This is a genomic window from Enterococcus avium, assembly GCF_002891025.1.
Taxonomy (GTDB): domain Bacteria; phylum Bacillota; class Bacilli; order Lactobacillales; family Enterococcaceae; genus Enterococcus_A; species Enterococcus_A avium.
Genome location: NZ_NBSL01000002.1, coordinates 288,400 through 312,565, shown reverse-complemented (window position 1 = coordinate 312,565; position 24,166 = coordinate 288,400). Strand labels below are relative to the sequence as shown.

Below are 24,166 nucleotides of genomic sequence, written 5' to 3'. Positions count from 1 at the left end.
CTCCTTTATCAATTTGGTATACACCAATTTTAACACCGATCAACGAATTTTTCAATAAGAAAGTCTAGACCAAAATATTAAGTTTTTCTACTGTTCATGCTTAAGATCATTATTATCAATTTCATTAAGAAGGTAAAGCTTTTCCAAAAAAATCTCCAGAACAGAATTTTCTCTGCTCTGGAGATTTTTTTATTTCCCTGTTAAAAGCAATCCGATCTGTGCAATGATCGCACTTCCAAGATACGTTCCAATAAAAACAAAGATAGCAACAATCGCAACGCGCCAAGAAGTCTTCCGTAAATCCATCAAACTATCTGCCACTGACAGACCCGCAAACGCTAAAATCGGCGTGGTGATCGATAAAAAGTCAACACCGGCAATCGCTTGAACAAAAAAGTCAGAAAGTAGACAGAAAAACAAGGATGTTAAGGACACCCAGCCTAAAATTGGAAAATCAGCTAGAATTTTGATGTTGGTTTTCTTCACTAACGTTGAGATAAATACGCCAATCATAGAAAAAGCCCACAATACCACTAATCCTTGAATCGTGTTAAAGGTAATCGGAGTAGAGGCTGGATTTTTAAGTAATTTAATTCCCTGTGTAAATAAAATCAAGCAGATACTTAATAATAATACAAGTGAAATCTTAATATATTCATTAGACTGTTTCTTTTCCACGGCGTGATCCTCCTGTCAGTAAGTTGTACATGAAACGCTGCAATGGCACTGCAATAAATACCATCGTATAGGTTCCTAAAAAACTGGTCAACAATTGACTCGCAGCGGCATAGGCTGCGATCGTCGTTTCATTTTCAGGCATTAAAGCAATTAAAGAAGATGAAGCTGCCGTCATCATGCTGGCAGAGCCGACTCCTGAACTCATGGCTAACGCGCGATAATCAAAACCAAGCCCAGCCATGATCGGCGCAAAAATACTAAAGAAAATCGACCCGAATAATGTACCAATCAAATAAAGCGATAATACCCCGCGTCCTTCGGCAGAATCTAGTGTATACTTTTCAGAAATATACGCTAGCTCGCCTTCCCGACCTAGACCCAGAGTTGCACCGATAGCCTCCCGACGCAAGCCTAACATAAGCGCTACTGGCAAACCAATAAGAACCGTTCCCACGTTTCCCAATTCTTGGAATAAGAACACCCAGCCAACACTCAATATTTCCTTCAATCTTGGGGCTACATCCGCGCCATAACGTGCCATTAACGGCAGCATAATATACAATAAATACTTCGCTGAAAATTGAATATTGCCCTTTGAATAAATTTTAGCAACTAACCCTTTGCGAAGCACTGGTAATCCAAACAGCATCGCCAATAAAACAGAAAATACTAACGGTAAAACGGTAACAGTCGTATTTCCTAACGTAATGAATTGCATCCCGATCAATTCTGCGATCGTTACCACCGCCACCACAAAACCAACTAACCACACTAATTGCTTCTTCATACATTCCCTCCAATTGAATCAATTAATTCTTTATATTCTTTAAATGAACGACGATAGATTTTTTCCTCATCCAAGTTGCCAGACATTTCCATTAGCACCTCTGATAAAAATTCTGGGAAGGTCTCTAAAACAAATTCTGGATCGATCATTTTAAAATCATCTCCATGAATTGTTCCTTCAAATCCACCATAACTGATTTGGATACAAGGCATCATAAATGCTAAATCACCAATATCACCAGCTGCTGCAATCCCGCCACGATCATCAATAATGTCCGGAATCTTATCGAACTTCGCAAAGGTCCGCTCCACAAAACTATTTAGATAACGATCTTGAACAAATGGCAGGTAGCCCAGCTCCGTTTCAATCGTTACTTCGCCCTCCAAAGCATACGCACTTCCTTGTGCGGCACGATCTAGCTTTCGCGCTACTTCTGGCATGTATTCTAGTGTCTTACAGCGCAGGTCAGTTCCTACCGTAATGTGATTCGGAACAACATTTGTCGACATATCGCTCTCCATTACAATGGGGTTCACTCGAATCGATTCTGTATCCTTAAACTGTTGGCGACTTAACCCGATCGCTGTATTGAATAACGTCGATATACTGTAGGCATTAATACCTGAAAAAGGATCAAAGCCCGCATGAGCCGCTTTTCCAGAAAAATGATAACGCTTATACAGGAAGCCGGCTAAATCACAATTCACTTCGATCGTCGGCCGTTCGAAGACTTCCCCGATAGCATGGACACAAACACCAAAATCAACATCATCAAAAATCCCTAATGACATTGCTTCCGGTTTTCCCCCTAAGAACTGGATTTTACCAGCAGCTCGAAGCTCTTTACGATAATCCAAATCTAAATATTCTTCCGCCGGTACAAAGATAAAGCATAAATTAAAGTCTAATTTCTTATAGTTTCCAGTTTTAATGTAATGATCATACAAGGACAATGCGATTGCCACCTGAGTAAAATGCCCACAATTGTGAGCAGCCCCCGTCTGAGGATCTGCTTGAAAATGTGTCGGTGCATAAACCGCGTCTAACTCTGCAATAAATGCCATCGTTCGTTTTTTATCTGTTGATAAAAATGTTTTAATCCCTGTTTCTGAAAATTTAGACAATTCTATCGATGGATGAATTCGGGTCAACTCTTCGATTACTTTTTCAGATGTGCGATGTTCTTTATAGCCCAGTTCTGGATGTAAAAATAAATCTTCCGTAAATTCCTTCAATTGTTGATAATACTTAGCAAACGTCGTCATTTAACTCCCCCTTATTGTCATTCAAAAATGAATAGTTAAGAAACTAGTATAAATTGTCACTCTTTAAGCATAGAACGCCTATTTCATTCGAGTGCTTCATGAAACGAAATTTCTCGACTTGTTTATAATATCTTTTTAAAAAGAAAGAATCAAGAGCATTTTGCCAAAAACACGAACTATTTCGGCAATCACAACTCATAATGTTTATTTATTTGCCAAATAGATAATGTTTAAAATGATGTAATTTTCAAAACTCGTCCAAAAAACTTATTTATAAATTTGAAAACAGATAATTTTCAGCCGGTTTTTGAAACGAAATTTCTTTATAAATAAAAAAATTCCCCACCGCAATTATTTATCGCGGTGGAGAAAGGAAGAGCTATTTGTGATATGTTGCTGAAATTTCAGCGATTAACTCATTATCTTTTAAATCAGTAACCTGCTGGATCACTTCGGCTGCTGATTTCTCTTTTAGCAACCCTTGCAATTCAACACTTTGTTCATCGTTCGGATCATCGTATTTCAAAACCATTGCTACGACATCTACTAAATTATCGTATTCAAGTCCGCGCTCCTTCAATTCCCGAATCGGACGAATGAATCGTTCATCAAAGCCCAACTTACGAATCGGTGTCCGCGCCACACGACTGATACTATCTGAAATGTATTTATTTTCGAAACGACTAACGATCTTATCAATGTAAGCAAAATGCTTCTCTTTATCAAAATTCCATTTATTAATCAATAACTCTCCCGTTTCGCCAAGAACTGCACGTAATTTCTCTAGCACACGTTCATCGGCAATCGCTTCATCGATTGTTTGATACCCTGCATATGCTCCAGTATAAGCAACCGTCGCATGTCCAGTATTGACGGAGAATAACTTCCGTTCAATATAAGGTTCCAAATCCTCTACATATTCCACACCTTCTAGACGCAGCTCTTTGTTTTTACTTTGTGTCGCATCAATTACCCATTCACTGAAAGGTTCCACTGATACGAACAATGGATCATCGTGATGTTGGATTGGCACAATTCGATCGACTGCCGCATTGGGAAATCCGATGCATTGGTCTACAAAAGCCAGATCTTCTGCGGATAAAAAAGTTTGGACCTTTTCAAATAAAAATTGACTACCGCCAATCATATTTTCGCAGGCTACTACATCTAGAGCAGCTGTATTGCCTTCACTGCGACGTTTTTGAATCCCTTTAGCAATTAATTCTGCGATAAAGGGTAAGATATTGGGTCCAATCGCTGTCGTTACAATATCTGCTTTACTAACGGAATCAATCACAGCCTCTGGATTGGTTTGATTGTTCAAGCCGTCCACATTTGCGACATGAATTTCTTTTTGACTTTCATCTGCTAATTGAATCGTGTATTCGTTGCGTTCATTCAATGCATTGATAATTGTTTCATTGATATCAACAAAATCAATTGAAAAACCATTTTTTGCTAAAATTTCTCCAATAAATCCACGTCCAATATTTCCTGCGCCAAAGTGTGTTGCTTGCATCCTATTCTACCTCCTGAAGATAGCTAATGACTTCTTCTTTTGTTTTTGCATCTGCTAATTTAACGACATTTTCAACATCAGAACAAAAGATTGCGATCTTTTGCAAGATATCTAAATGCTCGTTTTCGATCCCAGCAATTCCAAATAGCACCATCGCTACGTCTTCTGTATCATCTTTCCCAAAGTGAACCCCCGTAGGAACCTGGATCACCGAAATACCGCTTTTCTTTACATAGCGCTTCGCTTCATCGGTTCCATGAGGGATCGCGATAAAGTTTCCCATATAAACAGAGACCAGCTTATTTCTTTCGATCATGGCATCAACATAGCCTTCTTCCACACAACCAGCATCCACTAACAACTGTCCGCTTGCACGGATCGCCTCTTCCTTGTTGGCAAATTCTTGGTCTAATAAAATCATTTCTGGCTGTAATTCCATTTTAAATTCCTCCCCGATTTTTAAAAGCTTGCGCTAGTTTTCTCGAATTTCTTTGACAAACAAAGAACTCAATAATTGATAGATAATCTCTTTATTGCCGAATTTGTAGATTTCAGTATTCAGATCACTTTCGATGACCGAACTGCTGATTTTTCCTAACAAACTTTGTTGGCTTTCTGGCATTGGATCGGGTGCTAACAGTAATAGTACCCGGGTTAAATCAATACTTTTTTTATCCATTCCTTGAATCAAGAACTTCCGATCTAAGTCATAAATGGTAAATAATGGTTCCTTGACATGTGCATCCGCACAATGAAATAAGGCAAAATTGGTTTTCGGCACACCAATCGGCGCCACCAAATATCGTTGAATCACTTTGTTCGTCACGATTTTGGCATCTGATACGATCGTACCTTGCATCTGATCAATAATCTCTTCTAAGGTCAGCTCAATTGTTTCTTTTGTGTTTATCTGTTTAACATCAAAGTTTTGTAATAGACTATTGGCGATTCGCATGGTCTCATAAATCTCATCAAAGGCTTCGCTAGGCTCTTGTTCCGGTTCATCTACATGTACATACGCCTTATCTGGGTGCAGCGTTTGGATATAGTCTTTGATTTCTTTAATTTCGTCATCCAATAATAAAGGTGAAATCACTTTGTACGGCAAATTAAATCCTGGTAAAAAGACCGTCGCTAGAATCAGATCATAGCTTTTATAATCCAATTGATTCATTTCAGAAATTTTTGCCACTTGCACTTTTTCAATCTCGTTTAAATACTTGTGAATTCGACTCTCTAATATTCGTGCTGTCCCAATCCCACTGGAACATAATACTAATGCAGATAGTGCTCGCCCACTAGGATGACGCTCCAGAGAAGTTGCGAAATGGATCACGACGTAACCTAATTCATCAGCAGTAAATTGATGATCCGGAAAAACAACCGCCAATTCTTTGATGATCGCTGCTGTCAATTCTTGATACTTATCACGAATTTTTTGTAATAACGGGTTGTTTGCTCCCTGAAGAACGGTCAAATTTCGTTTTAAAGCGGCCGACATATGGGCCGATAAATCATTGAAAAGCTGTTCATCTTTTCGAAAATCAATACCAGACGTTTCAGAAACCAAACGAATCAATTCTTTAATCTTATAGGAAAGCTCTACATCAAAACTGTCAATGAAAATATTTTGCGGCTTCTTATAATTTACCCCTTCTAATTGAAAGGCAAAGAAACGAACCTCCTGTGGCGGTATCGATTTTTTCAGCGTCGTTGCAACTTTAATCATGATTTGACTAGCAATCTGCATACTTTCAGGCTTTGCTTTTGTCTCCTGCTCAACTTCTACAAAACGCTCTTGAGACATACGATCAATCGATAGAGCCAATAAAATCAATACACGCTGTAGTTGATTGTCTGTAACCTGCTCAAACGACTGCTGAGAAATCTGCTCAAAAATTCTTCGAGCTAACAATAGACTTGATTGACTCAACAAATTCAAAAAGAAGTTATCCGTCGTTTTTTTCTTTTCATCTAGGGAATCAATGAATTGGAAAAAATCAAACTCACTAACACCGTTATAGATCAAATTACTTAATAACTGACGACGTTGCTTTTCACGACCGACAATTCGTATGCCGCGACCCTTGAGACGCTGCAGCTCTAATCGGTAATCAATCAAGCTTTTTTCTATTGTAGCTAAATCAGAAGTAATCGTCGCTGAACTTACTTTAAAATCAATCGCTAAGCCCTCAATCGTCGCTTCTTCATCCATTAACAATAAAGAACAAACAATTGCACTTTGCCGCTGAACGTTATCTGTAAATAGTTCTGCTTGTTTTTCGCCTAATTGCTGCTGCAAACGTTCTAAGTTTAAAGTTTCTCCCACAATTCGATAGCCTTCGCCACGAGGCTTGATAATCTGAATATCCTGTGACTTAATCGTCTTTTCTATACTTGAGATCTCTCGGTAAACCGTTCGTTTGCTAACCTGTAAAATATCTTGCAATTCTTCTGAAGTAATGCCATTTGGATAATCTAATAAAAGGGAAAGTATCTTTTTTTCGCGAATCGAAAAATACACAATATCTCCTCCAATAATGTCAAAAGGGTAAAAGCAGTGAGAATCCTCACTGCTTTAAGAGTAATACGATTCTGGATAAAAGACCACTTATTTCCTTAAATTTTGAATGACCTTGTCATATTTTTCAGAAGCAACTAGATCGTTTAATGGCACATGTGTAGCACTTGGTGCCTGTTGCTCTGCTTTAACTGTCTCTTCACTGTTTGTAATGATTAAAGCACTCGGCTTATCTTGTAAAACATTGATTAGTTCAACTGTTACAGGATAATCCATTCCGTTGTCTTTCAATAATTTTTTCAAAATCGTTGCACCCATATTGGCAGATCCTTTCACTTGATCATAACCAAAGACAATGTGATCGACTTTCGAGTAGTCTGCTAAACCTTGTACCACATCATCTGTCAGAGGCTTTTTTTCGCTGTCACCTGCTGCTGGTTCTGCGGATAAGCGTTCCACGATTTCATCATAGCGTGGAGAGTTCATGAAGTTTTCCACTTGAACGAAGGTTGCACTTGGTGCTTTTTGGCTTGCACGATCATGCAGTTCTTCTTGTGTCACGATCAAAGCATTCGGATCATCACTCAAGTTATTGATTGCCGAGTTAGAAACTGGTAATGATAATCCAGCTTTTTTCACTTTATCACGCAATACTGATGCACCCATTGCACTTGATCCCATACCAGCATCGCAAGCAAAGATGATTTTGTTAATGTTGCCAAACATTTCTTGATTGTCAGCTTTCATTGCACTTTGACCTTTGCTTTGTGCTTTTGCATCGGCAACTGCTGCTTGAGTCGCCGCTAAGTCTTCTTCTTCATTATGATCCGATTTAATAATAACCATAGCCACTAAGAACGAAACAACGCATCCTACAACAATCCCTGCTAAGTTAGCAAAAATCGCATCTGGCGGTGTCATAGCCATAACAGCAATGATCGAACCTGGTGATGCTGCTGCTCGTAAACCGGCACCTAATAATTGGAAAGTAAATGTTCCAGCAACCCCGCCTGCCATAACAGCTAGGAATAAAAGTGGTTTCATCATTACGTATGGGAAATAAATCTCATGAATCCCACCTAAAAATTGAATAATGATCGCGCCCGGTGCAGAAGATTTCGCCGCACCTTTTCCAAACAATGTGAAGGCTAATAAGATTCCTAAACCTGGTCCAGGATTTGCTTCTAATAAGAATAGGACTGATTTTCCAGCTTCTGCTGCTTGTTCAATACCTAGCGGAGTCAAAATTCCGTGGTTAATCGCATTGTTCAAGAATAAAATTTTTGCAGGTTCAATAAAAATATTTGCCAATGGTAACAAATGCATGTTGATAATTGACTCAACACCGGCTGCCATCAAATTGGTTAACGAGCCAACAACTGGGCCAATCGCATAATACCCAACAATTGCTAAAGCAAATCCAATCAAACCAGAAGAAAAGTTATTGACTAACATTTCAAATCCAGCCTTAATCTTTTCTTGGAAAGCGTCATCAAACTTCTTGATGCACCATCCACCCAAAGGTCCCATCATCATTGCACCGATAAACATCGGTACATCCGATCCTACGATAACCCCCATAGCTGCGATTGCCCCAACAACTGCACCACGTTGTCCATGTACCATGCTGCCGCCTGTATAAGCGATTAATAATGGCAATAAAAATTTCAGCATTGGATCAACCAGTGAAGCTAGCTGTTCATTTGGAATATACCCATCTGGAATAAATAAAGCAGTGATAACACCCCAAGCAATAAATCCGCCAATATTGGGCATAACCATTCCCGACAAATGACTTCCGAGACGCTGGACTTTTGCTTTTAGTCCACCCTTTTGTCCAGTAGCTTGCATTTCCATCTTCTTTTCCTCCTTAGAAATAATTATGAAATGATTTCGTTTACATATTTATCATATATCCATGAGTATCCGCTTTCAATCAAATGTAGATAGAGCTTTGGCACAGAAGTTTGTGCCAAAATTAAAAGCCGCTTATCTAATAGATAAACGACTTTGTCTTACTTATTAAATTTGTTTCGTACCCCACGTTTGATAACATCAAAAAATCCTAGTGATCGAACCATATGATCTGGATCTACGTATTCACGTATTGCTCTTAACACTTTTTTGGGTTCCTTTGATGCAAAAGAATAAGTGCCATTCTTTTTCGTTTGTATCGCGTAACGTGGAATCCATTTTCCCTTAAAAACAACAGAAGCAATAACGTAATCTACTTCTTCCCAAGGAATTTGAACAAACTTTCTTGCATCTCGATTATTGAAAAATTCAAATCCCTTATCACCAATCATAATCTTCCCATAATCTGCGACACCTAAGTACGAGGTAGCATCGATTGTCAAATCGACCTTTGTATTGATTGACTGAACCATAAGACCTACTCCATTTCCTTATATGTATCTATTGAATCATTATACTTTATTTTACTCTTATTAAGCAAAAAATGCTCGGGCAAGCCCGAGCATTTTTCATTAATGAGTGACTTTTTTACATAATACCTAATACGTGCAAGCCAACGCCTACTACGAACAAGCCAAGAATGATAACGATTGGAGAAACTTTTTTCTTCAATAACCACATGCAAAGCAATGTCAATAGTAATGCAGCAAGACCTGGAATTAATGAATCTAAGTTATCTTGTAAAGTAGTTACTTTAGAACTATCTAAAGCAAGACCAGAAGCTTGTTGAGAAAGAGCTTCTTTAATTCCTTGAGCACCAGCAGGTAATTTGTCCCATTCGATATAAGCACCTTTGTCTAACTTAACAGTAGAAACAACCGGTGTAAATTTCACGTTTACCCACCGTTGCACTAAAGCTCCTAAAACAAACATACCTAGAATGGATGCACCTTTAGTAACCTTTTGTAATAGACCACCTGAAAGGTCATCAGTGATTTTAGAACCAGCACGATAGCCAAATTCTTGTGTATACCACATGAATGCCCAACGAATAATATTCCAAGCAAGGAAGAAAATGATTGGTCCTAAAATGTTTCCAGCTAACGCTAATGAAGCACCTAGAGCACCTAACATCGGACGTACAGTAAACCAGAACACTGGGTCACCAACACCGGCTAAAGGTCCCATCATACCAACCTTAACCCCTTGGATTGCTACATCATCAACTGGAGCGCCATTTGCGCGTTCTTCTTCAAGCGCAAGAGTTACTCCGATGATTGGTGAAGCGATATATGGGTGTGTATTAAAGAATTCCAAGTGACGTTGCATTGCTAACGTACGGTCTTCTTTTGTTTTGTATAATTTTTTGATCGCTGGTAGCATTGCAAAACACCAACCACCATTTTGCATACGTTCGTAGTTCCAAGAACCTTGAATGAAGGTAGAACGCCATGCAACGGCTAAACGATCTCTTTTACTTAATTCGATTTTTTCTGCCATTTTATTTCTCCTCCTTCAAGATTAATAATCATTCAAAATATCGCCAAGCGGATCGCCAGTATTGCCTCCGCCACCATTAGAAGATCCACCAGAACTTTCTTGTAGGTTCAAGTAAATCAAAGCGAATGCAACTGCGATAACACCTAGTGCGATCAACGTTAATTCAGAAAGTGCTGCGATAGCAAAACCAATCGCGAAGAATGGCCATACTTCTTTTGTAGCCATCATGTTGATAACCATAGCGTAACCAACGGCAACGACCATACCACCACCGATAGCCATACCATCAGTTAACCAAGCAGGCATTGATTCTAAGAATCCACGTACAGTGTCAGCAGGAATTACTAATAATGCAGCTGAAGGAATCGCAATACGAACACCTTGCATACATACAGCGATAATATGCCACATTTCAACTTGACGCATATTTCCTTTTTCAGCTGCAGCATCCATAAAGTGAACGATTGGCACAGCTAATGTACGAACGATCATTGTTAAGAACAAACCAGCTACAGCTAAAGGAACAGCGATTGCGATAGCTGAAGAAACACCTTTAACTCCTTGACCACCTAAAACTAAAATAATTGCAGATGCAACAGATGCTAACGCAGCATCCGGTGCCACAGCAGCCCCGATGTTTGCCCAACCTAAGGCGATCATTTGAAGTGAGCCGCCTAACACGATCCCAGCTTCTAAATTACCGGTTACTAAACCAATTAATGTACATGCTACTAGCGGTTGATGGAATTGGAATTCATCCAAAATCCCTTCCATACCTGCTAGAAAGGCAACGATTACTACTAATACCATTGAAATACCAGACATTATAAGCCCTCCTATTTAAGTTAATTATCTTGCTTAAGCGTTTTTCAATTCATTTTTTGCTTTGTTAAGGATTTCATCCATGTTGTCTTTAGAATCATTAGGTACTTTACGTACATCAAACTTGATTCCTTTTGCTTTCAACTTCTCAAAAGTATCAACATCATCTTGTCCCATTGACAATACTTTGCTTACTACGACTTTCCCAACTGAGTGAGCCATTGATCCAACGTTGACTTCTTTGATATCAACGCCGCCTTCAACAGCACGCAATACATCTTGAGGATTTTCAAATAGTAACAACGCTTTTGTATTTCCGAAACGAGGGTCCTTTGAGATTTCAATCATTTTATCAACGGGTATAACGTTTGCCTTAACACCTGGAGGAGCAGCTTGTTCGATTAATCTCTTGCGAAGATCATCTTTAGCTACCGCATCTGAAACAACAATAATCCGGCTAGGACCTGTCGTTTTTGTCCACGCAGTTGCAACTTGACCATGAAGTAAACGAGAGTCTACACGAGCTAATACAAACTTGATATGACCATCACCTAATACAGTTCCTTCAGGGATAGCACCTGTTGGCTGTCCGCCTTCAGCCGCTACTGGAGCTGCTTCAACTGGTTCTAACTCCTCTGGACGAATTCTTACGCCTTCTTTTGCCGTTCCTGAAATATGAGCAGCAATTTCATGCGCCGTTTCCATTGAGAAACGTGAAGCGTATGCTTCAATAACCATCGGTAAGTTCATACCAGCAACGATTGCCCACGAATCTTTGTGTTCTTCAAACAGACTGTTAGCTTGATTGAAAGGCGTTCCACCCCAAAGATCAACTAAGAACAATACTTCATCTTGGTTTTCGAAAGAGGCGATTGCTTCTTCCATTTTTGCCTTGACGTCATCAGGTCCTTCACTCGGCATCAAAGTTACTGCTTTGACATTTTCTTGTTCTCCAAAGATCATCGCTCCGGATTGCAAGATACCATTAGCGAATTCACCATGACTGGCAATGATAATTCCTACCATCTTTATACCTCCTACTATTATTGTTACAGCTCAAAAATATAAATAAGTTCTTACAAAACCTGTAACCAAAATTAATTATTGCAGCATCTTCTCTTTTTTGATTAATTGCATCAGATCTGTTTTTCGATCTGTCGGCACTTGACGAATTTCTAATTCGATTCCTGCATTCATTAAATCAAGAAAAGACTCGACATCTTTACTATCCACAGAAATAAAATTAGTAATCATTTTCTTTCCTTCGCCAAATCGCATACCGCCAATATTGACTGATTTCAAATCAACACCTGCCTCAACGACCTCTACTACATCTTGCGGAGAAGCAAACAACAGCATGACCTTCATTCCATCAAACAATTGATCTTGATACACTTCAACCAGTTTTCTTTTTGTGACGACATTGGACTTGATTCCTGGTGGCGCGGCTTGTTTTAGGAGAAACTTACGCAACTCATCGTTCGCAACCTCATCACTAACTACTAAGATTCGCTCGATCCCTGTTGCTTTGGACCAAACTGTCGCTACCTGACCATGAATCAAACGATCATCGATCCGAGTGAGTCGAATATCCATTACCATCCCACCACCTCCTGCAAATTACAAGGCTCAGATGCTAAAAGACTTGCGCTACATTCTTTGAGTACAGTATTACATAGGCACTCACCTATAATAAAGCAAGTACCGTGCCAAAATACACTAATTAAAATTTCTTTATTTAACGCCTTTTCAACGATACACAAAAAAGGGATACAGTATACTGTATCCCTTTTTGTGTATTATTTATACGCTAATTTCTTCATTGTTCTTAAGCAATTGATAAATATAGTATCGTTCTGATGTTGGAATTGTGATACGTAATTGACTTTCTAACTCATTCAATCCACGATTCATTACTACATTATCTGTAACGTTCTGATAAATCCGTTTTGATTCCTCATCAATTTTCAATGGCTGCTGCAAGATTCCTCGTTCGATCGTTCCGGCCATGTGCATTACGAAATTTACCATTAATGCATATTCAGAAGAAACCCCATCATTAGTAATGATGGTTTTTGCTAAACGCCAAAGCGGATCGATCAGTTTATTCGGATTAATAAAAGTAAAGCTTTCCTCCATAAACTTGATACACAATTCCCGTGCTTTGTTTGCATCTAACACAACTTCTTCTTGTTCAGACAAATCATTTTCCAGCAATAGCTCATCTAAAATCTGATCAGCTTTTTGATTGATAAATTTCTCCATTGGAATATATGGAGCACCAACTTTCGGATCCATGATCCCTGTCGTGGCTAAAATCTTGTATTCTTCTTTAAAGATAGGCACCTTTGTTTTAATGTCTGCAACCGCTAAAGTCAATACGTCAATATGCTTCAAATTTCGTTGCTGCAACGGTCGTTCAATAATTTCCTTTAAGCGTTGAGCTGTTCCTTCGCCAGAAGCACAAATAGCTAAAATCGCTTGTTTTTCCTGCGGTTCTGCTTTTTCATTCATTACGTGACCATATCCTCGAAAGCCTTGTAAGGACTCATACAATTCATCTACTCCTGAACCTAATACGCTTGATTTCCGAGCAGCTTCGATAAGTAAAGGAGTTGTGACCATATCTAGCGTACAAACTTCGATTCCAGTATCTTTTTGAATTTCTTCATTAAATGTAGCTAATGATCCCATATCTACCATGATTAATACTCCGCTGCCCTCATCGATCTGAGTCACAGCTTCACGCATCTTTTCGTAAGCAACTCTTGGATGCATATCTAAGGGCATATCAACAGCAATAATATTCGTTACATCTAATAACTCACGAACGACTTGAGCCATTGAAGTAGCTGTACTATTCCCGTGAGCTGCCACGACTACACCGATTTTTCCTGAAGACTGATCTTCTCGTAAGGAAACAAGCAGAACAGTCAAATAGTATTCTTCACTGTCGGGAATATCCACTTGAAATTCTTTTTCAACTAAGCGACGAATTTCACGTGCTACTGCAAACTCTGTTGGATAATCCTTCGCCATTTCCCGAATATTGGCATTCGTCTCTCGCGTTTCTCCAACATGAATTTTTTTCAAGAAGGAAGAAATGTGAAGACTCATAGCATAAATAAAGTTTTGTTGGAAATGTGTATCTAAACGTTCACTAACTAAAGCGGCAATTTTGTTGCTGACATCGATCACATGCTTGTCAACAAACTCTGTCAGTCGAGTCTCCGTATCAAAAGTAAAGCCATGATCCTTATAAAATGATTTCAAATGAACATTAATATCCGTAGAAATAAAATGATTGATCGTTTCTTGATCCAAACCCTCTGTCTTTAGTAAAGCCGCTTTATCACCGATGATATCATATAAGTTATATGGCAATTCATAAGTGTCTGTTTTGATTAACTCATCGATCTCATTGGGGGTGACCACCATCTCTGGCTCAAGATATGGCGATACATCTGTTGATTTGATTCGATCAGCGGAAAGCTGTACCAATCCTGCTTTGATCCCTTCAGTCAGGTCATTTAGAGTAATATGAATCTCTTCTTGCATCATATGATTCATGAACCCGCGGGCGCAAATTAATTGTACATTGGACTTCAGCTGTCCGACATTCCCGTAAGAAACGCTGCCTAATAAAGCTTTCACAACATCTTCTGTCAAGGTGATTTTCCTTTGAATTCGATTAGCCTCCATTGCCACCATTACACGAACTAAGTCCAATTGTTCAGCCGCTGGCCGACTGCCAAATGCCGGCATTTGAATATTGATCGGAATACGTCGAACAAAGGTGTCTAATAATGCTGAATGGGGGTCTTCTGTTGTTGCTCCAACGATTCGAACATTCGCAAAACGATTTTTGCCTGTTTCACCAAGCCGGCTATAGGTTCCATGATCCATAAAATAGAAAATCATTTCTTGTCCTTCTGGCGGTAAACGGTGAATCTCATCTAAGAACAGCATGCCGCCATCGGCTTGCTGGATTAAACCATCTTTTTCTGTGTCTGCACCAGTGAAGGCGCCCTTTTCGTAACCAAATAAGTGACTCATCAACAATTCAGGATTATTTGCATAGTCGGCACAGTTGAAAACGACCAATTCGCGATCCGCTTCTACTACTCCTTCTGTCTGAGCAAACTGAAACATAGCATGGGCAAAAAAGGTTTTCCCCGAACCAGTTGGACCGGTAATCAAGCAATTCAATCCACGAGGTGGATACAATATTGCTGCTTTGGCTTGCTCTACTGCATTACGCATACTTCCAGTAGAGCCGATAATTTGAGTAAATACATTGCCGGTATTTTTATTTAGAATTTTCTTCTCCGGCGGCTCCACAACACGGGCGTGCGTCTGAGGGACTTCTGCGTCAAACGACGTTGCTGCTGATTGGTTCGAAACAAAATAGCGAACAGGTCTTCCTTCACTTTTGCTTAAATGACCATCCTTAACAAGAAGATTTAAATCTTTACTAGCATTTGTCCGTTGAATATCCAATGAATCCGCTACATCTTTCGTCGTTACATTTGCATTCTCTGAAACAAAGCGATAAATGCGGTCAATCCGTCGTTCCATTCAGTCACCTTCTTTATTAGTGTATTCTATATTATCAATCATCTATAGTTTTTATTAAAATGTCAAATATTTCGCTACAAAATAATACACTATATTTTTTGAAAATGAAAGTTTTTGGGATTTTCTCCCAATTAACCTTAAATATACTTAAGCTTTTTTACCTTTTTCTTTGGTATTATGTTTTCCGTGTCGTGTTTCTTCTATTATAATAGAAGATAACTTCGGTTCTTTTTCAAAACAAAAAAGAAAATTTATTTTTTACCAAAGCGTCTATTCGGGGAACTATTTTTCCATTTGCCAAGAAAGAGCCAAATTTTTATTGGATTTTGCCAGTCACTAAAAATCCGACTCGGTTAGTTTACTACTTCAATGTCACATGAATAATAAAAAATCTTACCTCAAAACGAGATAAGATTTTAACATACGCTCTTTGACCATTAACTCTTCCAAAGTGATTTTGAAAAAAGTAAAAGAATCGGGAAAATTTCCAGTCTGCCTGCCAGCATCGCAAAGGAAAGCGTCCACTTAGAAAAATCTGATAAAAAGCCAAAGTTTCCCGTTGGACCTACTGCCTTAAATCCAGGACCAACATTATTGATACAGGTTGCAACAGCAGAAAAGGTTGTTTGAAAATCAAGATTTTCCAAAGACAAAATAAGCAATGACGCTGCAAACACCAATAGATAGAGAACTAAATAAGAATAAACATTACTAATCGTTTTAGGCGCGATCGCCTCTCCTTCAAAATTCAAAGTCGTTACACTACGAGAATGGATCATTTTTTTCAACTCTTGGATAGCCTGTTTTGATAGCATAATGATCCGAGAAACCTTGATTCCACCACCGGTTGAGCCCGCACAAGCACCAATAAACATTAATAACAGCAAGATCGTTTGAGAAAACATTGGCCACTTGTCATAATTGGTTGTGGTAAAGCCTGTTGTGGTGATGATTGAAGCCACTTGAAACACCGCATAACGAAATGCTTTCAAATAAGACGGATACTGTGAAGCAATGTTGAGCGTAATCAAAAGAGTCGAACCTGCAATAATCGCTAAATAGCCTCGCAATTCTTCACTCTTCAGAACCGGAGCAATTTTTCCGATCAAAAAGAAATAAATCAGATTAAAATTGATTCCAAATAGAATCATGAAGACCGTAATAACGCCATCAATATACGCACTATTGTAAACTGCGATCCCTTCGTTAGACATGGAGAAGCCACCTGTTCCAGCAGTCGCAAACGAATTTAAAATACTGTCAAAAACTGGCATACCTCCCAGAATCAGCAAAATAATCTGCACTAAGGTCAACGCAGCATAGATCACATAAAGAATTCGTGCAGTCACTCGAACCTTAGAAACCAATTTACCAATAACAGGACCAGGCATCTCAGCTTTTAAGATGTGCATTGTGCGTCCAGAGGCCAGCGGAATGAAGGCGACAGTGAACACTAATATTCCCATACCACCAACCCAATGAGTAAAGCTTCGCCAGAATAGACTTGCATGGCTTAAGCCATCTAAATTAGATAAAATGGATGAGCCTGTCGTGGTAAAACCAGAAACAGTTTCAAAAAAAGCATCCGTAAAAGAAGGGATCTCTCCAGTAAGCATAAAAGGAAGGGCGCCAAAAACCGATAAAAGAACCCAGCTGACTCCAACAATGAAGAACCCTTCTCTAGCATAAATATTACGATTTTTCGGAAGCTTTCGACTCATTAATAACCCAACCAAGAAAACAAATACCGCTACGATCGCATAGGAAAGGCCGATGTGCTCTTGGTAGATGAAGGAGACTACTAACGGAAGAAGCAACAGAACCGCTTCGACCTTTAATAATTTTCCCAATGTGAATAGAACCATTTTTTTATTCATTATGATTCACCATTATTTCCTTACCAGATCATTTAAATTACAAATTTTCCGATTAGTTGTTATGACGACTAGATGATCCTTCAAGCGAATCTGGGTATCCCCCTTTGGAATCACAAAACCTCGTTCTCTTGAGATCGCCGCAATCAACGTATTATTTTTCAAATTAACCTCAGAAACTTTTTTATTTAAGAAGCAGGTTTGCGGTGTCACTACGAATTCCATCGCTTCCACCTCGTCATTGACTAAGCGATGAAGCGTTCTTACACCGCCGTCCTCGTCTTTATTGTTCTTTGCGCGTACAAAACGCAGAATATGTCCCGCGATAATATTCTTCGGCGAAATGATACTATCAATGTCTAATTGATCTAAGACGTCCATAAAATTCGTCCGAGTAACTTTTGCGACCGTTTTTTTGGCTTTCATTTGTTTGCCATATAAAGAAATCACGATGTTTTCTTCATCTAAACCAGTTAGAGCGACAAAAGCATCCACATTTTCGATTCCTTCTTCGATCAACACTTCCTCATCGCTGCCATCAGATTCGATGATCGTCACATCTGGGAGTTTTCTCGAAAGCTCTAAACAACGCTTCGGATTATTTTCAATAATTTTTACTTCGATTCCCTGCTCTACAAGTTGGCGCGACAAATAAAAGGCGATTCTTCCACCGCCGACGATAATCACTCGTTTTGTTTTTTGCTCAAATAAATTAATATCATGACAAAACCGAACTAAATCGCGATGTTGTCCCATCACATGGATGCGATCTCCTTGTTCAAGGACTGTATTGCCATCAGGAATGATCAGCACGTCTTTTCTGCGAACTGCGCAAATCAATACATTGGTTTTAGAAATCTTATACAAACGATTTAACGGCACATTGATCAATTTCGCATTTTCCCGCAAGCGGAACTCTGCCATCTCGATCTTACCGCCAACAAAGGTATCCACTTTAAACGCCGAAGGAAACAACAATATCCGACGAATTTCATTAGCAGCTTCCAGTTCTGGATTAATGATCATAGAAATCCCAAGCTGATCCCGCATAAAGGACCGCTGTTTTAAATAATCAGGGTTTCGAACACGAGCAATCGAATTTTTAGCCCCCATTTTTTTCGCCATTAAGCAAGCTAAAATGTTTAGCTCATCCGATTCTGTCACTGCAATAATGATGTCTGTATCATTAACGCCAGCCTCCAATAAAATATCATAAGAAGCTCCATTGCCTACAACGCCTAATACATCGTACTGATTGACGATTGCCTCGACCTTTTCAGCATGTAAATCAATGACAACTACATCATAATCATAGTCTTCATCAGATAAATGCTGAGTCAGCGCTTTGCCGACTTTTCCAGCACCCAAAACAATAATTTTCATTCTATCCTCCAGCTAAAAATTGATATTCTTATCCTCCATTCTAGCCTTTTCTACATAGGAAAACAACGGACTTTGCAAAAAGGATTTTTCCATAATTATTCAAAATAAAGCGATTTTTTGGTTTGTTCAAGAAAAAAACAAAACTATTATAAAATCCACACCATTTAAGGGAAAAAGTAAACAAAAATTTGCAAAAGGATACTTGTTTTTTCGACGAGCCTCTCCATCTGAATATAAAATAAAAAAGCACTCTAAGCAGAAATTACTACTTAAAATACTCTTTGCACATTAATCTACGCTATATTATCGCTGTGAGAAATGTAATGGCACCTAAAAAGATACCTGGTATATTCGCAACAATAATTGGATAATCTTTTTTCTTCTGCATCGTAGCATAGATGACCCAAAAGATACAGTTAATCATCGCTACTAAGGGTTGTATTGGATTACCTTTATTTCCATCTAAATTATTCATAATCTGTGGGGTATATGAAACATACATCATCACCGATAGAAACGAAGCGATCCTTCCAAAAATCAGTACTGTTCGATCCTTCTTATTCAATAAACACACCTCAAAACTTTTTTCATTAGTAAAATACTAACCCAAATAAAAAAAGAAGCGAAAAAAAAGCCCTAACCCTGTAATCAGGATTAGGACTTCAATACTCGATTAAGCTTCTTGAGCGACTGGGTATACAGACACTTGTTTTTTGTCGCGACCTTTACGTTCAAAACGTACCACGCCGTCAACTTTAGCAAACAATGTGTCATCGCCACCGATACCTACGTTTACACCAGGGAAAATTTTAGTACCACGTTGGCGATAAAGAATTGATCCACCAGTAACAGTTTGACCGTCAGCACGTTTAGCACCTAAACGTTTTGATTCTGAGTCACGTCCGTTAGAAGTTGACCCGCCACCTTTTTTGTGGGCGAATAATTGTAAGTTCATATTCAATAACATGAGCTGCACCTCCTATGATTTAGATTCTGTTTGGATCTCAATGAAATCCAAATATTCAGTTTCGATTGATTGCAAGCCTAATAATAAATGCTCCAGCAAAATTTGCGAGATATTCATCTGCTCTTGTGTCATGGAATCATCTTCCTTCAACGCTACATGAAGATAACCACCTTCAGCATCGTTGGTTTCGATATTCGGAGTGACACCTGCTAATGCATCCAAGCTATTTACTGTGCTGATGGCTAATGCGGAAACAGCGGAACAAACGATATCGCTACCGTAAGGACCGGCTTCAGCATGACCAGTCAAAGTAAATTCGCTGATTAGTCCTGCTTGATTTCGAGTGAATGTACCTTTGATCAACTTAGGCACCTTCTTTTTTATGCTTTGATTGAGTCAATGACAACTTTAGTGTAAGGTTGGCGATGACCTTGTTTACGGTGTGAATGTTTTTTAGGTTTGTATTTGAAAGTAACGACTTTCTTTTGTTTGCCGTGTTTTTCAACAGTTCCTTCAACAGTTGCACCTTCAACGATAGGAGCTCCTACTTTCGTAGATTCGCCGCCTACTAAAACTACTTGGTCGAAGACAACTTTTTCGCCAGCTTCAACGTCTAATTTTTCAATGTAGACTGCTTGACCTTCTTCAACTTTGATTTGTTTACCGCCAGTTTTGATGATTGCGTACATGCTTGTGGCACCTCCTTATAATAAATACTTAGACTCGCCATCCCAAGTGACCGAAGTTCTTAATAACTTGTTCTGTGCGGTTGTAGCTGTGAGTTCCACAATTACAACATTCATAGTTTACTAAAAAAGATAGGTCAAGTCAATGATTAATTATTGACGCATGCCTTGGTTTTTTCTACTATTAGGAGGATGACAAAGTGAGGCGAAGTAAATGGACTATCCAAATAGTTTGGTCACGTTCGTTGAAGAACGTTCAAAAGGATTTCAGCTTGAAGGCTTTATCGCCGGACAAGGACCGCTCCACCCGAAGTTGATGTTGGTTGGTGAAGCCCCCGGTCGTAAAGAAGTAGTAAATCACATTCCCTTTTCTGGTGCAGCGGGAAAAGAATTAATCCAAGTGATGGCGTCAATCGGGCTTACTCGAGAAAACACATATATCACCAGCGCAGTTAGAAGTCGTCCCTATAAAGTCGTGCAACGTTTAAACAAACGGACACAAGAAAACGAAATTGTTTATCCCAATCGAACACCAAATAAAAAAGAAATCCTAGCACATGCACCAATTCTGGATTATGAATTGGAAATAATTCAGCCAAAAATCATCGCGACTTTAGGCAATATTGGACTACAGCGCTTACTAGGACCAAAGTGGCAGATCAGCGAACGACACGGGGAAATTTACCATGGTCCTGTGTTAGAGCTGAACCGAGAACAGAATAACTATCAACCAACCAAAAAAGAATATACAGTCATCCCGCTTTTTCATCCGGCAGCGATTTTCTATAATCGTTCACTGAAAGAAAAAATAGCGACCGACTGGTTAAACATCGGAAAACTACTAGAGAAAGAGGAAATATAATGCGCAATGAAATGATGTACCGCCCAATTATTAATGAAGATATCCTGCACTATCTGCGAACAGAACAAAAACAACTGACTGGATCACTAGGCGAATTAGAAGAACTGGCTCATGAAAATGGCGTACCTGTAATCCCACATGAAACGGTAGTCTTCCTGCAATTTTTATTAAAACAAAAACAGCCAAAAAATGTCTTAGAGATTGGTACCGCTATTGGTTTTTCAGCTAGTTTGATGGCGGAAACCCTTGGCGAAGACGCAAAAATAACGACCATCGATCGTTTCCCTGTCATGATCGAAAAAGCAAAGAAAAATTTTGAAAAACTTGGTTTAACTGATCAAGTCACTCTATTAGAAGGAGATGCGGCAGATTTACTCAGCAGTCTAGAAGGTCCTTACGATTTTATTTTCATGGATAGCGCGAAATCAAAATACATCACCTTCTTGCCGGAATGTCTGCGTTTATTATCAGACGATGGGGTGTTGATGGTAGATGATGTTTTCCAAGCAGGCACGGTGCTGCAGCCGATCGAAGAGATTCCACGTAAAAATCGTTCGATCCATCGGCATTTAAATGAATTCTTAGAGGAAATTACTAAATCATCAGAGCTTACTTCCACCCTACTACCTTTAGGTGATGGCGTAGCACTGATTTCTAAAAATAAATAGATGTATGGCGGAAATTTGAATCTTTTTTGAATTTCCGTCTTTTTTACTTGTACCTGAGAAAAATCGGCGTACACTAGGAAACTGAAATGGAGGAATTGCCTATGAAAAACAAAAAAATCGGGAGCATCCTAGCAATTTTAGTCGTATGCATCCTCGGAATACTCCTTTTCGAAGCAAAAGATCATGTACACGCAATAAAGAATGGGGACACCTCTTTAGCGATTCCAGCACCAGTGATTATGGTTCCGGGAACCAATGGGGATGTTGATCGCTTCGATAGTTTGGTTGATTCATTAAAACAAACGGAAAAAGGTGTGGAGGAAGTAAAAATTACGGTAAATAAAGATGATTCTATCACCTCTTCAGGCCATTTTACGAAAGAGACAAAACGGCCCATTATCGCCGTCGCCTTTGAAGATGGTTCAGATCCCTCATTACCGAAACAATCTCGTTGGTTTCAACAGGCTTTAGCGTATGCCGAAAAAAAATATACGTTTAACACTTATGATTACTTAGGCTATTCAAACGGCGGATTGATCATTACCGGTTATTTGGAGAATGAACAAAAAAGCGATGATCCTGCCCTCTATCATTTGATTACACTAGGTACACCTTATAATGATACCTCTTGGGAATACAATGACAACAGCAACTCATTCACCAAACCAAAGGCCAAAAGTGAATTACTGAATTATTATTTGAAAAACAAAAAGAATATTCCTAAAAACATCACCGTTTATAATATTGCCGGTAACGTTGATCATCAGAACACGGACACCACTGTGCCGCTAACGAGCGTCTTGGCTGGCCGTCTGATTTATGGAAATAGTGAAAAATATAAGGAAATAATTGTCGAGGAACAAGCAGATCACGGATCACTCATCGAAAATCCTAAAACATTGAAACTGATCAAGGAATATCTTTTCGAATCAGTAAAATAACGAATTAGGTTGACAAGCAAAGGTAGTTTTTCTATAATAGTTCTTGTTGCAAAACTACTGTCACAGTAGCTCAGCTGGATAGAGCATCCGCCTTCTAAGCGGACGGTCGGGGGTTCGAATCCCTCCTGTGATGTCAAAGAAACCGATAGAGACTTGAGTCTCTATCGGTTTTTCTTTATTATTTTATTTTCGTTTTCACTGCTTTTGGTGCCACAAGTAAAACACACATTGCTAATCCCAATACGATGAAAAGTACTGCCCCCATGACATTCCCTTTCGTGAGCATCGCAAAGGCGATCGTACCGAAAAGACTGGCAACGGTTAAAACGATGCCTGATTTTTGGATTCCCGTCAGTTTGGCGAAAGTATTTCTAAAACCGATCGTCAATAATAATGAACCAACAAATGAAGCGAACCCAAAAACGATGTGACCAACTAAAATAAGATTTTCCATGTCTTCACCTCCCTCAGAACCACTATACTAGAAAGCCTGATGGAAGACTAAGAATGTGCCCACACAATCTCGAATTTTCCCTAATTATTCAACTTGATAACGCAAAATCGTTTGCCGTTTTTCTGGTGGAGTTTTTCTAGCATCATTTAAATAAATCTCGCGATGAAGGTAGCTTCTGCGTGTTAACCCTTGCTCCTTCACAAACTGATTCATCTTTTGAAAAGAAGCCGGTTCATCGTCGAAAGAACCTACATGTAACATCTGAACGCATTTTCCATCTTCGATTGTTTCAAAGCAAAGCTCCTGCAGCAACTCATTGGGTTCTTTCTCTGCCACAGCGGCAAGCGCCGTCTCGAACATCTCTTGCGTGATCCAATCCGGCTGTCGCAGCATAATTTTGTATTCAAAGCTGGCTTTATCAGTAATATCTGCCGTATTTTTAGTGGACCAAATACCTTCTAGTGGAAAGATCGCAAACTCACTATAATCAAACTCAGACTGATTTTCTTCGTGTGTTTGATAAAACTTCTTAAATCCCATCTTAATCTTCCAGGCTACTGGATAGAGTGTCCCGACTCTAGCTGAGAAATCTTGGTTGTTAGGATCACCTTCTCCCTTAATCGTAAGAAATTTTTGCGGTGGTACCGTCACAATTTCTGGCTTCTTTTTCTTTCCATATAGATGCTTCTCTTGTTTTTTCCAATCATACTTCATTTTTTTCCCTCGCTTTCAGCTTTGACTTCATTA

24 protein-coding genes, 1 tRNA gene and 1 other annotated feature are annotated in these 24,166 nt (G+C 39.1%); of the genes, 4 read left to right on the top strand and 21 right to left on the bottom strand.

All coding sequences use genetic code 11. The features are described 5' to 3' along the window. Positions 1–189 precede the first annotated feature (189 nt). From AUF14_RS01630 to rplU, 19 genes are all read right to left on the bottom strand, one after another. Positions 190–678, bottom strand: coding sequence for a hypothetical protein (locus tag AUF14_RS01630; protein WP_016180407.1), 489 nt, complete (start codon positions 676–678; stop codon positions 190–192). Further along, positions 659–1,465 (bottom strand): DUF3100 domain-containing protein, encoded by an 807-nt coding sequence (locus tag AUF14_RS01625; RefSeq protein ID WP_016180406.1) that lies wholly within the window; start codon positions 1,463–1,465, stop codon positions 659–661. Before AUF14_RS01625 ends, AUF14_RS01630 begins: the two co-directional genes overlap by 20 nt. After that, positions 1,462–2,730, bottom strand: coding sequence for a M20/M25/M40 family metallo-hydrolase (locus AUF14_RS01620; protein ID WP_016180405.1), 1,269 nt, complete (start codon positions 2,728–2,730; stop codon positions 1,462–1,464). Before AUF14_RS01620 ends, AUF14_RS01625 begins: the two co-directional genes overlap by 4 nt. Positions 2,731–3,109: 379 nt before the next feature. Further along, positions 3,110–4,249 carry a mannitol-1-phosphate 5-dehydrogenase gene (locus AUF14_RS01615; protein ID WP_016180404.1) on the bottom strand — a complete coding sequence of 380 codons (1,140 nt, stop codon included), beginning with the start codon at positions 4,247–4,249 and terminating at the stop codon, positions 3,110–3,112. Position 4,250: 1 nt separating this feature from the next. After that, positions 4,251–4,688, bottom strand: a complete 438-nt coding sequence (locus AUF14_RS01610; protein ID WP_016180403.1) for a PTS sugar transporter subunit IIA — start codon at positions 4,686–4,688, stop codon at positions 4,251–4,253. Between the two features lie 33 nt (positions 4,689–4,721). Continuing rightward, positions 4,722–6,773, bottom strand: coding sequence for a BglG family transcription antiterminator (locus AUF14_RS01605; RefSeq protein WP_016180402.1), 2,052 nt, complete (start codon positions 6,771–6,773; stop codon positions 4,722–4,724). A gap of 87 nt (positions 6,774–6,860) precedes the next feature. Beyond that, on the bottom strand, positions 6,861–8,627 hold the full coding sequence (locus AUF14_RS01600; protein ID WP_016180401.1) for a PTS mannitol transporter subunit IICBA: 1,767 nt from the start codon (positions 8,625–8,627) through the stop codon (positions 6,861–6,863). Positions 8,628–8,785: 158 nt separating this feature from the next. After that, the gene (locus AUF14_RS01595) at positions 8,786–9,157 is read right to left on the bottom strand and encodes a DUF956 family protein (RefSeq protein WP_016180400.1); all 372 of its coding nucleotides are present in this window, start codon (positions 9,155–9,157) and stop codon (positions 8,786–8,788) included. Between the two features lie 115 nt (positions 9,158–9,272). Continuing rightward, positions 9,273–10,184: a PTS system mannose/fructose/sorbose family transporter subunit IID gene (locus tag AUF14_RS01590; RefSeq protein ID WP_016180399.1), complete on the bottom strand. Its 912-nt coding sequence runs from the start codon at positions 10,182–10,184 to the stop codon at positions 9,273–9,275. A 21-nt stretch (positions 10,185–10,205) separates the two neighbouring features. Further along, the gene (locus AUF14_RS01585) at positions 10,206–11,009 is read right to left on the bottom strand and encodes a PTS mannose/fructose/sorbose transporter subunit IIC (protein WP_016180398.1); all 804 of its coding nucleotides are present in this window, start codon (positions 11,007–11,009) and stop codon (positions 10,206–10,208) included. Positions 11,010–11,042: 33 nt separating this feature from the next. After that, the gene (locus AUF14_RS01580) at positions 11,043–12,032 is read right to left on the bottom strand and encodes a mannose/fructose/sorbose PTS transporter subunit IIA (protein ID WP_016180397.1); all 990 of its coding nucleotides are present in this window, start codon (positions 12,030–12,032) and stop codon (positions 11,043–11,045) included. A 75-nt stretch (positions 12,033–12,107) separates the two neighbouring features. Then, on the bottom strand, positions 12,108–12,608 hold the full coding sequence (locus AUF14_RS01575) for a PTS system mannose/fructose/N-acetylgalactosamine-transporter subunit IIB (protein ID WP_016180396.1): 501 nt from the start codon (positions 12,606–12,608) through the stop codon (positions 12,108–12,110). A 201-nt stretch (positions 12,609–12,809) separates the two neighbouring features. Continuing rightward, positions 12,810–15,584 (bottom strand): sigma-54-dependent transcriptional regulator, encoded by a 2,775-nt coding sequence (locus AUF14_RS01570; protein ID WP_016180395.1) that lies wholly within the window; start codon positions 15,582–15,584, stop codon positions 12,810–12,812. Positions 15,585–16,021: 437 nt separating this feature from the next. Then, positions 16,022–17,461: a TrkH family potassium uptake protein gene (locus AUF14_RS01565; RefSeq protein WP_016180394.1), complete on the bottom strand. Its 1,440-nt coding sequence runs from the start codon at positions 17,459–17,461 to the stop codon at positions 16,022–16,024. 12 nt (positions 17,462–17,473) lie between these two features. Further along, entirely contained in the window at positions 17,474–18,841 is a 1,368-nt protein-coding gene (trkA, locus tag AUF14_RS01560; RefSeq protein ID WP_016180393.1) for a Trk system potassium transporter TrkA, read from the bottom strand. Positions 18,842–19,139: 298 nt separating this feature from the next. Beyond that, positions 19,140–19,406: a SemiSWEET family transporter gene (locus AUF14_RS01555; protein ID WP_016180392.1), complete on the bottom strand. Its 267-nt coding sequence runs from the start codon at positions 19,404–19,406 to the stop codon at positions 19,140–19,142. 108 nt (positions 19,407–19,514) lie between these two features. After that, on the bottom strand, positions 19,515–19,808 hold the full coding sequence (rpmA, locus tag AUF14_RS01550; RefSeq protein WP_010745708.1) for a 50S ribosomal protein L27: 294 nt from the start codon (positions 19,806–19,808) through the stop codon (positions 19,515–19,517). 12 nt (positions 19,809–19,820) lie between these two features. After that, the gene (locus tag AUF14_RS01545; RefSeq protein WP_016180391.1) at positions 19,821–20,171 is read right to left on the bottom strand and encodes a ribosomal-processing cysteine protease Prp; all 351 of its coding nucleotides are present in this window, start codon (positions 20,169–20,171) and stop codon (positions 19,821–19,823) included. Positions 20,172–20,188: 17 nt separating this feature from the next. Continuing rightward, positions 20,189–20,497, bottom strand: coding sequence for a 50S ribosomal protein L21 (gene rplU, locus AUF14_RS01540; protein ID WP_010740661.1), 309 nt, complete (start codon positions 20,495–20,497; stop codon positions 20,189–20,191). 20 nt (positions 20,498–20,517) lie between these two features. After that, positions 20,518–20,589, bottom strand: a sequence feature (ribosomal protein L21 leader region). A 119-nt stretch (positions 20,590–20,708) separates the two neighbouring features. Between rplU and AUF14_RS01535 the strand changes: the two genes are divergently transcribed. From AUF14_RS01535 to AUF14_RS01520, 4 genes are all read left to right on the top strand, one after another. Further along, positions 20,709–21,356 (top strand): uracil-DNA glycosylase, encoded by a 648-nt coding sequence (locus AUF14_RS01535; RefSeq protein ID WP_016180390.1) that lies wholly within the window; start codon positions 20,709–20,711, stop codon positions 21,354–21,356. Beyond that, entirely contained in the window at positions 21,356–22,024 is a 669-nt protein-coding gene (locus tag AUF14_RS01530; protein WP_016180389.1) for an O-methyltransferase, read from the top strand. The genes AUF14_RS01535 and AUF14_RS01530 overlap by 1 nt, the downstream gene beginning before the upstream one ends. Before the next feature lie 101 nt (positions 22,025–22,125). Then, entirely contained in the window at positions 22,126–22,965 is an 840-nt protein-coding gene (locus AUF14_RS01525; RefSeq protein WP_048719123.1) for an alpha/beta hydrolase, read from the top strand. Positions 22,966–23,024: 59 nt separating this feature from the next. Then, positions 23,025–23,098 (top strand) — tRNA-Arg (locus AUF14_RS01520). Between the two features lie 45 nt (positions 23,099–23,143). Here the strand turns inward: AUF14_RS01520 and AUF14_RS01515 are convergent. Both AUF14_RS01515 and AUF14_RS01510 read right to left on the bottom strand, forming a co-directional pair. Then, the gene (locus tag AUF14_RS01515) at positions 23,144–23,419 is read right to left on the bottom strand and encodes a hypothetical protein (RefSeq protein WP_016180862.1); all 276 of its coding nucleotides are present in this window, start codon (positions 23,417–23,419) and stop codon (positions 23,144–23,146) included. Positions 23,420–23,503: 84 nt separating this feature from the next. Beyond that, complete coding sequence (locus tag AUF14_RS01510) at positions 23,504–24,133, bottom strand: GyrI-like domain-containing protein (protein WP_016180863.1); 630 nt, start codon at positions 24,131–24,133, stop codon at positions 23,504–23,506. Positions 24,134–24,166 lie beyond the last annotated feature (33 nt).